The organism is Pseudoalteromonas sp. (genome assembly GCF_041629635.1).
In the GTDB taxonomy this organism is placed as follows: Bacteria; Pseudomonadota; Gammaproteobacteria; order Enterobacterales; family Alteromonadaceae; genus Pseudoalteromonas.
Genome location: NZ_JBFKMX010000113.1, coordinates 1 through 12,286 on the forward strand (window position 1 = coordinate 1; position 12,286 = coordinate 12,286).

Here is a 12,286-nt window from a genome sequence, read left to right on the forward strand (position 1 = left end):
GTTGCAGACAATGGCATAGGCTTTCCCGAAGGAAAGGATTTTAGGGACTTTTCTTCTTTAGGAATGGAAATTATTTGCATTCTTTCTGAGCAGCTTTCAGGAGCAATAAACTTGGAAAATGAGAATGGGTGTTGTTTTAAAATTGTCTTTCCCAAAAAGCTAGGGTAAGGAAACTCGTTGCAAATGACCAATAGTGTAAAAGCAAGATTACAAGTGGTAGAGGATGAAGCGTTAGTTGCGAGAGATTTATCTGTTCGATTACAAAAAATGGGTTACGAAGTGATTGCCACTTGCAATACACCACATAAAGCGATTGATACAGCACTGGAGGAAAAACCGGATCTCATTTTGATGGATATTAATTTAAATGCAGAAATCGATGGCATTGAAGTCGCGGAGCTTATCCATCAGCAACAAGATACCCCCATTATCTTTTGTACGGCTTACTCGGGTGCGGATGTATATTCGAGAGCTAAAATTACCGAGCCATATGGTTACATATTAAAGCCGATAGATGATCGAGAACTGGAAATTAACATCGAGATCGCTCTCTACAAGTACAAAATTGAACACCATCTTCATGATATCAATAATAAATTAAACTTAACTTTAGATAGTATTAATGATGGTGTTATCGCATGTAATGAGTTTGGTTTTGTCTTTTTGATGAATACACGGGCTTATCAATTGTGTAACCGTTGTCAACCTGTCGATGGGGTGCATATTGATGACATTATTCGTCTTTCAGACATTAATACTGAAGTAGAGCATATTGATATTCCTCATTTACTAAAAGAGAGAATGCAGAGTCAAATCAAGGTCGAACAACGCCTTAAAATTAGTCAAAATGAAACCCTGCCTATTGAGTTGTGTATTTCGCCACTTAATAATAAAAACAAAGAGTTTAAAGGGTTAATATTTGTTTTTAGAGATATTAGCCGACGCTTATTTATTGAGAGAGAACTTAAAATAAATGCATTACAAGACCCTGTAACACATTTGCCAGAGCGAACGTTGTTAATTGAGCGAATTTCATTAGAACTGCAGCGTCAAAAGGAGAACCCATCCTATAAGTTTGCGGTTGCATTTTTCGATATTGATCGTTTTAGGTCTATTAACGAAGGGCTTAGCTATGAATTTGGTGATGAGTTGTTACGACGTTTATCGGAAAGAATTCAAAACGCGATTGGTGGCACGGACATGGTTAGCCGCTTCAATGCTGATGTATTTGTATGTTTGTTTGATGATATAAACAATTTTGCAGAATTGGTAAGTGTTGTTAATAAAATTACCAAACATATTTCAAGACCTATCGTAATTGATACACATCATATTCAATTGTCTGTCTCCACTGGCATCGCTCTAAGTGCAGAACATTATCATCAAGCAAGTGAAATTCTTCGTGATGCAGATATCGCGATGTCAAAGGCTAAACAAAATGGTGTGAATAGTCAGGTTATATTCGACGAAGAGATGCATTCCATTGCACAAAAAACAATTGAACTAGAAGAAGAAATGCGTGAAGGATTGCAGGCACGAGAATTTCTTGTTTATTTTCAACCTATCATCAATGCCAGAAATTATATGTTGACACATTTTGAAGCTTTGGTTCGGTGGAGGCATCCGCATAAAGGACTCATTCCACCAAATGAATTTATTCCCGTTGCAGAAGATGGTGATTTAATTATACAAATTGGCGATTTTGTACTTGAGAAAGTGTGCCAACAGATCCAGTTGTGGCAAAGGCAGTTTAATTCTTCAGTGAAGGTTGCCGTGAATCTTTCTGCCAAACAATTTAATCAACCCCAGTTATTGGAAAGAATTGAGCATTTACTGCTGAAGTATGATGTTTCCGCCACCAGTCTAGTGCTTGAAGTTACTGAGAGTATGGCGATGAATGACATTGAAAGAAACATTAAAATACTCACAGCGTTACGCAGACTGGGAATTAGTATTTCAATTGATGACTTTGGTACTGGCTATTCTTCTTTGTCGTATTTGAAAAGATTACCTATTCATACGCTTAAAATTGATCGTTCTTTTGTAATTGATATTAGGCAAAACTCAGATGATAGGGCAATCGTGAAAGCAATTGTCGCTATGGCAAAAGAGTTACATATTGACGTATTAGTAGAAGGTATAGAAGATACCGAACAGTTAAAAATTCTTCATGGATTAGGATGTGACTATTATCAGGGGTTTTACTTTTCTAAACCACTGCCAGAAGCTAAAGCTACAGCGCTTTTACAATCTGGGGGAAATTACACCAATCTTAAAATTTAGTGTGGCTAATCTACTTATCGGTAAAGTGGCACTCTAATCAATTACCAAACTGAGTCTAATAGGTATTGTCATAGCTCGACCGCGAAGCTATCCGTTTTCCCCACCTCTGTGATAAATATGAAAATCATCAATTAACAACATAATTGCTTTGACTTTTTAGCATGCTGGAAAAATGCTCATGGCATTTAGCTAGATCACAAAGAAATATTCACTTGAATCGAAAATTCTTTATTAGGAATCTTTTTCACAAACTAACTTAAATAACAATTTTTCGTTTAAGTCTTCTAATAACAGCTTTAAACGGTGTGCAGTGTGACGATTTATTTATACTCAATGAAATACTTTCGTTTACATAATCATTCGATTAATTCCCTCGGCTTATTTGAAATGCCTTTATCTTTTATAAAAAACAGGTGTAAGGACTGACCAGTAAATAAACCTAAAGATAGCTTTTGAAATAGCAAATTTTTCGATGTAGTATTATTTTGATACTAATTAATTATTAGCTATTAATAAAAAATAATTATAAATAATAAAGGAAGTTAATATGGCTAGAATATTTTCCACTTTAATTACCAGTGCACTAGTGTTTGCAACTGTCGTTTCTACCCAGACAAATGCTGACGAAAATAGGCCCGTATTTAATAAAGGGGTTTGTGATCCAGTTAAAGGCGCAACGCCTGGACTGTATGGTTTGTGCGTAGCCTATTGCGAAGCACAAGTTGGTCCGGAATACGTAGACCCGGACAATTTAGAAGCTCTTAAGCCTTCTCATAAAAACATTCTTAGGAATTATGAACGTCGAATGAAAGAAGGTGACCCTCAAATGCCTTGTGTTAATTACGCAACTGAGTGCCCAGTATTTGATACTTTAGAGCTGGCCAAAATCAATTCGCCTATCGGTGATGTATACGAAGATGATTATGAGTATTCATCAATTAACAATGGTGCCATGATTATGAGAGAGTCTGTGCGCAGCTTAATATATGGTCAAGAACTTCCTTGGTGGCGAGATGGAAGAACGGTACCATTGGTGTCGGCTTTAACTGCTAAGCGAGACAATAATGGAGTCATCGCCTACACAGGCCAGTATTACGATAGCACGCTTGAGTCACCGATTTTTCGTTTCCAAGAGTTGACCCTAGAAGAATATAATGGATGTCGACTGGCTATTAAAAATAATAAACTGGACACAGACTCTGGCGGTTTCTGTGGTGATGGCTTTAGAACAGCTGGACCAGAGCAGTGCGACGATGGTAACAACATCGACGGTGATGGCTGCTCCGCTATTTGCGCCTTGGAATAATACAGGCCGGTTGTAAAAGAGAATTTCGGTTCTCTTTTACTCTGTGAAATCAATCTGTCAATGCAACACACTTTCTGAATTTGTCTAACGGTTTACAAAATCCAAAAAATCTTCTTGGTTGATTGTTTGTGCTAAATCGATGATGGAAAGACAAATTAAAAAACAAAGTCAATCAAGCCATCTCGATGAGCTTTAAATAATGATTCTGATTAAGCTATGAAAAATAAGACGTCCTAATCCAAAATCATACTCACCATTTTTTCAATCATGCTATCTGGAAATGCTCTTCAGTTATAAAGAAACTGGTATAGCTATGGGATGACACTATTGGTGTTAGAGGTAACATTTATTTGTGTCCCTTCACCATTCTCTGATCATTGATGACGAACAGTGAAAGCGAAATGCAATTTACACTTTACCAAAAAACTATCTTATTCGGCCTCATAAAAACCTTATAACCATTTGCAATGTGCTAATTAAATCTTCTCTCAGGGGGATTTTATAAGCCTATACAGTTTGTGATGCTTAACTCGTCAAAGTCGTATTTCTAATTATATCAGCAGTATGAAGTGACTATAGCTAGATGTGCATTGATAGATAAGAAAAGGCTGCTTGATAATTAATTATCTTTAATTAGCTTGAGCCACTCTCTCTGGGTTAGAATAACGCGTACTTCAGCTTTAAGGTTTTACATCTTCTATGTCAAATATCGAACAACGAACTGGATTTATGCGCCGTTTAGCATCATGGGTTTATGATGCATTAGCTACCATCGCAATCATCATGTTAGCGCAGATTATTTTTTTAGGGTTAATTGAGTTATTGCTGTCTTTAGGAATAGTTAATAAAACAGATGATGCTGATATATCTCATTTTGTAACGACTCAGCCATGGAATTTTATCAATCAATTTTATTTAGTGTGTGTGGCGTGTTTTTTCTATGTGTATTTCTGGTGTAAAGGCGGTCAAACCATCGGTATGCGTGCATGGCGATTAAAAGTAAGAAATCTCGATGGTTCTCCAATTAGTAAAGGACAAGCGCTTATTAGAGCGGTTACGGCGCTTTTAGGGGCAGGCAACCTTTTGGTTATCTTCGATTTTAAGAATAAGCGAGCATTACAAGATTACCTTGCAAAAACAGAGGTAATTACCTTGTCAAAAGAAGAGAACAAAAAGGTATATCGAGAACTCGATTAACCCTATCTTAAAAAGTAAAAAGGCGCTATTGGCGCCTTTTTAGTAGGAAAGAGGCAATCGCAATAAAGATAACGCTTGGCATTATGGCACCAATAGAGGGGTGTAACTCATATACCAATACAAATGGGCCAAATATACGATCTGTTAAGTGGAAAACAATACCTGTTACCACACCCATTACAATGCGGGCACCCATAGTTACGCTTCGTAGTGGCCCAAATATAAAAGATAAAGCCACCAGTAACATCACCGCAATTGTTAAAGGTTGAACTACTTTACGCCAAAAAGCGAGATCATAGGTGCTGGTATCTTGATCATTTTCTTCTAAATACGAAAGGTATGAATACAAACCGCTAAATGAGAGTGTCTCAGGTTTTACCGAAACCACCCCCAGTTTTTCAGGGGTTAATTTCGATTGATAAAAGAACTCGTTACTAACTGATGTATTGGTATTATTTGCATTAATATCGAGATATTGTACCTTGTATAACTGCCAACCATCTTTTTCCGGTACAGCTTTTTCGGCACGTTTTATGGATTGTAACTCTAGGCGCTCGTTGAATTGATACATCGTTAATCCATCAAGGCGCCCTGACTCATCAACATTGTTAATATTAATAAACGTATTGCCGTCTTTTGCCCAAACTCCTTGTTGCGCATTGAAAATGCTGCCTCCAGAGATTTCTGCGGTGCGTAATTGCTTAGCAGTCTTTTGCGCTTCTGGCACCACCCACTCAGCGATAGCCATCATCACTAGAGCAAGAACAAGTGCCGTTTTCATGACTGAACGGATAATTTGGAAGCGCGATAAGCCAGCTGCTTGCATGACAACTAACTCACTGTTTGAGGCTAAGGCGCCAAGTCCAAGTAATCCACCAATCAAAGCTGCCATAGGGAAAAAGACAACGATATCATAAGGCAGTGTATATAAGGTATAAAGCACTGCATCTACAATGTCATAGGTGCCTCGACCAACAGATTTAAGCTGTTCAATAAATTTAATTAACGTGCCGATACCAACCAAAACAAGTAAGGTAAAAGCGGTTGTTTGAAATAAACTTCGACCTAAGTAACCGTCTAGAATTTTCATGCTACGGCTTCCTTCTTGGTAAACCAAGCTCTAATCGTAGAGCCGAGAGGCCTGTCCCTTAGAATGAGAAATGCACCAATAAATAGCGCACTCATATGTATCCACCATAGTCCGATGGAAGTCGGTACTTTGCCATCCTGTACAAGGAATGTACCTGCATTAAGCAAGATAAAATAACCAAGGTAAAGTGAAATCGCGGGTACTAATTTAGCAAACTTCCCTTGACGAGGATTAACGACAGATAAAGGTACCGCAATTAACGTCAGCAACGGAATCGATAAAGGCACGGCTAAGCGCCATTGAAATTGAGCGATGGCTTCTTTGGTGCCTTGTTCTAATAATTGCATTGATGGCAAAGCTTCTAATTTACGGCGTTTTTGTTCAATTGCCTGATCTTGAATTTGTACTTCATAATTAGTGAATTCAGTTAACTGCAATTGCTTTGAACCAGCAGGGTTTTCGTAACGTTTGCCATCGTTTAATATCAGCTTTTGTTCACCGGTGTTGTTATCTTCTAATACTTTACCTCTTTCGGCATAAACTACTTCTGAGGTACGCATTTCTCCGTCTTTATCAATCTGCGCATAAAAAACGCGGTCGAGCTCTGTTCCACCTTGATTAATATCATGAATAAAGACCACGGCTTTTTCGTTATCAGTTTGTTGAAAACGGCCAGAACGAAGCGCAGCAAGGCCAGCGTCGGCCTCAATTTTCTCTTTTAATTGGTATTCGTGTTCATTTGCCCAGGGAGCAAGTTTAAGGGTAAGAAAACCGGCTAAAATAGCTAATACAGCTGACGAAACTAATGTTAAGCGCACCACATACCATTCACTCACGCCGCACGCCTTTAATACTGTCATTTCACTGTCAGCATAAATGCGACTGTAGGCCAAAATAATGCCCAAAAAAATACTCAGAGGTAAAATTAATGAGGCTAATTGCGGTAATTTAAGCATTACCATTTGAAAAACTAATTGGCCAGGAATAGAACCTTCAGCCGCATCAGCTAATATAGAGACAAATTTTTGACTGACAAAAATTGTCATCAGGGTGAGGAATACCGCGAGCTGAGATTTAAATACTTCTGTCGATAAATAGCGAAAGATTAACACCGCGACCCCTACAAAACTTGTCTTTTTACTGGAATAGTCTGAAATTTTAAGTAAACTTTGTATTTTTACAACTTAAATATATGCCATTAGGACTTAAATTTTAAAATTAAGTTTGTTTTGGTTTATTTTATAGTCAAAATCACTCAGGAGTCGCTATGGAATTTAGCGTTAAAAGTGGCAGCCCAGAAAAACAACGCAGTGCATGCATTGTTGTGGGTGTTTATGAACCTCGCCGTTTATCACCAATTGGCGAGCAACTCGACCGTATTAGCGATGGTTATATTTCTAACTTGTTACGCCGCGGCGATTTAGAAGGCAAGCCTGGGCAAATGTTGCTATTACACCATGTACCAAACGTGTTAAGTGAGCGCGTGCTTTTAGTTGGTTGTGGTAAAGAGCGCGAGCTTGATGATAAGCAATACAAGCAAATTATTTCAAAAACCATTAGCACGTTAAACGATACGGGTTCAATGGAAGCGGTATGTTTCTTGACAGAACTACATGTAAAAGGTCGCGATACTTATTGGAAAGTACGCCAAGCTGTTGAAACAACGCAAGACAGCCTATACGTTTTTGATCAGCTAAAGAGCAAGAAAAGTGAAGCGCGCAGACCGCTTCGTAAAATAGTGTTTAACGTACCAACACGCCGCGAATTAACTATTGGTGAAACGGCAATCGAGCATGGCCTTGCGATTTCGCATGGCCAAAAGCTGTGTAAAGACGTTGCAAACATGCCCCCAAATATCTGTAACCCAGCGTATTTAGGTGCGCAAGCGCAAGCACTTGAAGCAAATTTTGATAACGTTAAAGTAAACCTTGTTGGTGAAAAAGAAATGGAAGAGCTAGGTATGCATTCATACCTTGCGGTTGGCCGTGGCAGTGCGAATGAATCGATTATGTCGGTTATTCACTATACCGGTGCGGCAGAAGATAAAGCACCAATTGTACTTGTAGGTAAAGGTCTTACCTTTGACTCAGGTGGTATTTCAATTAAACCAGGCGAAGGCATGGATGAAATGAAATACGATATGGGTGGCGCCGCAGGTGTACTTGGTACGATGCGTGCGATTGTTGAAATGCAGCTGCCAATTAACGTAATTGCGGTACTTGCAGGTTGTGAAAACATGCCAAGCAGCAATGCATACCGCCCAGGTGATATTCTAACAACCATGTCTGGTCAAACAGTTGAAGTATTAAATACAGATGCTGAAGGTCGCTTGGTATTATGCGATGCATTAACCTATGTTGAGGCTTTCGATCCAGATACTGTAATTGACGTAGCTACTTTAACCGGCGCGTGTATTATTGCACTTGGTCACCATACTTCAGGCCTACTTGCTAACCACAACCCACTGGCACATGATTTATTAAAAGCATCAGAGCTTAGTGGCGACAGAGCATGGCAGTTACCGTTATGGGATGAATATCAAGAGCAACTTGAAAGCCCATTTGCAGATTTCACTAACTTAGGTGGACGCGCAGCGGGTACAATTACTGCTGCGTGTTTCTTATCTCGCTTTACTAAAAAGTATCACTGGGCACACTTAGATGTGGCGGGTACTGCATGGCGTAGTGGTAAGAACAAAGGTGCAACAGGTCGCCCAGTTGCAATGTTAACTCAGTATCTATTAAACCGTGCTGATGTTAATATGGAGCAAGATGCCTAAAGTATTTCTAGAGGCAGTTTAATGAACGCAGTATTTTACGTTCTAAAACAACTAAATGAGCCGGTCAATTCCATTCCGGCTCATTTTGATCTAGCAGCAAGGCTAGCTGCAGATTGTTACCGACAGGGAAAAAAAGTATTTATTTATGTAGATAATCAAGAAGATGCCCATTTAATTGATGAGCATTTGTGGCAATTCGAGGTTGATAGCTTTGTGCCACATAATCTACAAGGCGAGGGACCACAAGCAGGTTCACCTGTTGAAATTGGCGAGTCAGCGCCAGTGGCAAATCGCAAAGTGATAATAAATTTGGCTAAAAAAGTGCCTGATTTTATTCGTCGCTTTTCAGAGGTATATGACTTTGTACCTGCTGATGAACAATTAAAAGGTGTAGCGCGTGAACGCTACAAAGTAATGCGTCAATTAGGGGCGCATTTGTCGACACAAGAGATAGAGATTTAGTATTAAGGTTCTGTGCAATGGATAAAACCTATAATCCACAAGATATTGAACAGTCGTTATATCAAGGCTGGGAAGAGAAAGGCTACTTTAAACCGTCAGGTCAAGGTGACGCGTATTCAATTATGATCCCACCGCCAAATGTCACAGGTAGCTTGCACATGGGCCATGCCTTCCAAGATACCATTATGGACACGCTTATTCGCTTTAAGCGGATGAAAGGCAATAACACATTATGGCAAGTGGGTACTGACCACGCAGGTATCGCAACGCAAATGGTTGTAGAGCGTAAACTTGCTGCTGAAGAAGGTAAAACGCGCCACGAGCTTGGCCGTGATAATTTCATTGACCGTATTTGGCAGTGGAAAAACGAGTCAGGCGGTACTATTACCAAGCAGTTACGCCGTTTAGGTGCATCGGTAGATTGGGACCGCGAACGTTTTACAATGGATGAAGGTCTTTCTGAAGCGGTTAAAGAAGTATTTGTTCGTCTTCATAAAGAAGATTTAATTTACCGTGGTAAGCGCCTAGTAAACTGGGATCCAAAGCTACACACGGCAATTTCAGACTTAGAAGTTGAAAACAAAGACAAACAAGGCCATATGTGGAACCTGCGTTACCCACTGGCTGATGGCTTAACGACAAAAGACGGTAAAGACTACATTGTTGTAGCAACAACACGTCCTGAAACCATGCTGGGTGATACAGGTGTTGCTGTAAACCCAAATGATGAACGTTATCAAGATTTAATTGGTAAAGACATTATTCTGCCAATTGTTAATCGTCGTATTCCAATTGTTGCGGACGAGCACGCAGACATGGAAAAAGGCACAGGTTGTGTAAAAATAACTCCTGCGCACGACTTTAACGATAACGAAGTTGGTAAACGTCACCAATTACCGATGATCAACATCTTCAACAAAGATGCTGCGGTATTAACAGCGGGTGAAGGTTATACCTTTGATGGCAAGCCGCAAGAAATTGACGCACCAATTCCAGAGCGCTTCCATGGCCTTGACCGTTTTGATGCGCGTAAAACCATTGTTGATGAGTTTGAACAGCTTGGTTTACTTGAGAAAATTGAAGATCACAGCCTAACAGTACCATACGGTGACCGTTCGGGTGTGGTTATTGAACCACTTCTTACAGACCAATGGTATGTTCGCGTTGCCCCACTGGCAGAGCCTGCAAAGCAAGCAGTTGCTAATGGCGACATTAAGTTTGTGCCAGCACAATACGAAAACATGTACAACGCGTGGATGAACGACATTCAAGATTGGTGTATTTCACGCCAGCTTTGGTGGGGTCACCGTATTCCTGCATGGTACGATGCTGAAGGTAATGTGTATGTAGGTCGCAGCGAAGAAGAAGTTCGTAGCGAAAATAACATCGCTGCGGATGTTGCACTTACACAAGATGAAGACGTACTTGATACTTGGTTCTCATCGGCTCTTTGGACGTTCTCAACGCAAGGTTGGCCTGCACAAACTGAAGATTTAAAAGTATTCCACCCATCAGATGTGCTGGTAACGGGTTTTGATATTATCTTCTTCTGGGTTGCACGTATGATCATGATGACCATGCATTTCATCAAAGATGAAGACGGCAAGCCGCAAGTGCCATTTAAAACCGTATATGTAACCGGCCTTATTCGCGATGAAAATGGCGATAAGATGTCTAAGTCAAAAGGCAATGTACTTGACCCAATCGATATGATTGACGGTATTGACCTTGAGAGTCTTGTTGAAAAACGTACGGGTAATATGATGCAGCCACAACTGGCAGCAAAAATTGAGAAAAACACCCGTAAGACATTTGAAAAGGGTATTGAAGCACACGGTACTGATGCATTGCGCTTTACCCTTGCTGCAATGGCATCAACAGGACGCGATATCAACTGGGATATGAACCGCCTTGAAGGTTACCGTAACTTCTGTAACAAGCTATGGAATGCGAGTCGTTACGTATTAATGCACACAGAAGAAAAAGACTGTGGCTTTAATGGTGGCGAAATGGAGCATTCACTTGCAGATCGTTGGATCTTAGGCCAATTGCAAAACACGGTTAAAACATTTACCGATCATTTAGATAATTACCGTTTTGATTTAGCAGCAAGCACTATTTACGAGTTCACTTGGAACCAATTCTGTGACTGGTATCTTGAGCTTACTAAGCCGGTATTATTTAAAGGCAATGAAGCGGAGCAACGTGGTACACGTAATACGCTAGTTACCGTGCTTGAAGGCTTATTGCGTTTAATGCACCCATTAACGCCATATATTACTGAAACAATCTGGCAGCGTGTTGCACCACTTGCAAACATTAACGCTGATACCATTATGCTGCAATCTGTCCCTGAGTTTGATGCAAGCAAAGTGGATGAGTCAGCAATGGCTGATCTTGAGTGGGTTAAGCAGTTTATCGTTGCGATTCGTAACATCCGTGGTGAAATGGACATTAGCCCAAACAAACCACTGGATGTACTGCTGAAAAACGCAAGTGATGAAGATAAGCGTCGTCTAGAAGAAAACGCAAAGTTCCTAGCATCATTAGCTAAATTAGAGTCTACGACTGTACTAGCTGACACTGACGAAGCGCCAGCGTCTGCAACGGCGTTAGTAGGTGGCTTAGAAGTGCTTATTCCTATGGCGGGCCTAATAGATGTTGAAGCTGAACTTGCGCGTATTAGTAAGCAGCTTGAAAAAGCTGAGAAAGGTTTAGCGCAAGTTGAGAAAAAGCTAGCAAACGAAAAGTTTGTTAATAATGCCCCAGAAGCGGTACTTGCCAAAGAGCAAGAAAAGCTTGCTGAATACAGTGAAGCAAAAGCTAAGTTATTAGAGCAGAAGGCTAAGATCGAAAGCCTTTAATCTTTAACATTACTAAAAAAGCCGCGTTTATCGCGGCTTTTTTGTTTTTACAAAACTGTTTACTTAACGTTACAAAAGCAGGGGTTATTACGACGCAAAAAATTGACTCGTAAAGTCATTTTAAGAGATAGTGATAATGTAACAATTTCATAAGAAATACTAATAAAAGGAAACGCACAATGCGCATTAAAGCGATCGCAGCTGCACTTGCAGTTAGCTTTGCAGGCTCGGCTTTTGCCGATGAAGGTATGTGGCAACCACACCAATTACCTGAATTAGAAGATGTCCTTAAAGCAAAAGGCTTA

The 12,286-nt window shown here is 39.9% G+C and carries 8 protein-coding genes; 6 read left to right on the top strand and 2 right to left on the bottom strand.

The features are described 5' to 3' along the window. Positions 1 to 183 precede the first annotated feature (183 nt). The 3 genes from ABYD77_RS14380 to ABYD77_RS14390 all read left to right on the top strand — a co-directional run bounded on the left by ABYD77_RS14380 (position 184) and on the right by ABYD77_RS14390 (position 4,786). Entirely contained in the window at positions 184 to 2,283 is a 2,100-nt protein-coding gene (locus ABYD77_RS14380) for an EAL domain-containing protein (protein WP_372770813.1), read from the top strand. Between the two features lie 805 nt (positions 2,284 to 3,088). Continuing rightward, positions 3,089 to 3,589, top strand: a complete 501-nt coding sequence (locus ABYD77_RS14385) for a DUF4215 domain-containing protein (protein ID WP_372770814.1) — start codon at positions 3,089 to 3,091, stop codon at positions 3,587 to 3,589. A gap of 699 nt (positions 3,590 to 4,288) precedes the next feature. Continuing rightward, positions 4,289 to 4,786: an RDD family protein gene (locus ABYD77_RS14390; RefSeq protein WP_274761864.1), complete on the top strand. Its 498-nt coding sequence runs from the start codon at positions 4,289 to 4,291 to the stop codon at positions 4,784 to 4,786. Positions 4,787 to 4,811: 25 nt separating this feature from the next. Here the strand turns inward: ABYD77_RS14390 and lptG are convergent, their stop codons facing one another. Together lptG and lptF are read right to left on the bottom strand one after the other, a co-directional pair. Beyond that, entirely contained in the window at positions 4,812 to 5,876 is a 1,065-nt protein-coding gene (lptG, locus tag ABYD77_RS14395; protein ID WP_372770815.1) for an LPS export ABC transporter permease LptG, read from the bottom strand. Next, positions 5,873 to 6,988: an LPS export ABC transporter permease LptF gene (gene lptF, locus ABYD77_RS14400; RefSeq protein WP_372770816.1), complete on the bottom strand. Its 1,116-nt coding sequence runs from the start codon at positions 6,986 to 6,988 to the stop codon at positions 5,873 to 5,875. The genes lptG and lptF overlap by 4 nt, the downstream gene beginning before the upstream one ends. A 155-nt stretch (positions 6,989 to 7,143) precedes the next feature. On the opposite strand from lptF, the gene pepA reads away from it, so the two are divergent. The 3 genes from pepA to ABYD77_RS14415 are packed head-to-tail and all read left to right on the top strand — an operon-like array spanning position 7,144 to position 11,981. After that, the gene (gene pepA, locus ABYD77_RS14405; RefSeq protein WP_372770817.1) at positions 7,144 to 8,655 is read left to right on the top strand and encodes a leucyl aminopeptidase; all 1,512 of its coding nucleotides are present in this window, start codon (positions 7,144 to 7,146) and stop codon (positions 8,653 to 8,655) included. Between the two features lie 21 nt (positions 8,656 to 8,676). Further along, on the top strand, positions 8,677 to 9,117 hold the full coding sequence (locus ABYD77_RS14410) for a DNA polymerase III subunit chi (protein WP_372770818.1): 441 nt from the start codon (positions 8,677 to 8,679) through the stop codon (positions 9,115 to 9,117). Between the two features lie 17 nt (positions 9,118 to 9,134). Then, on the top strand, positions 9,135 to 11,981 hold the full coding sequence (locus ABYD77_RS14415; protein ID WP_372770819.1) for a valine--tRNA ligase: 2,847 nt from the start codon (positions 9,135 to 9,137) through the stop codon (positions 11,979 to 11,981). The last annotated feature ends 305 nt before the right edge of the window (positions 11,982 to 12,286 follow it).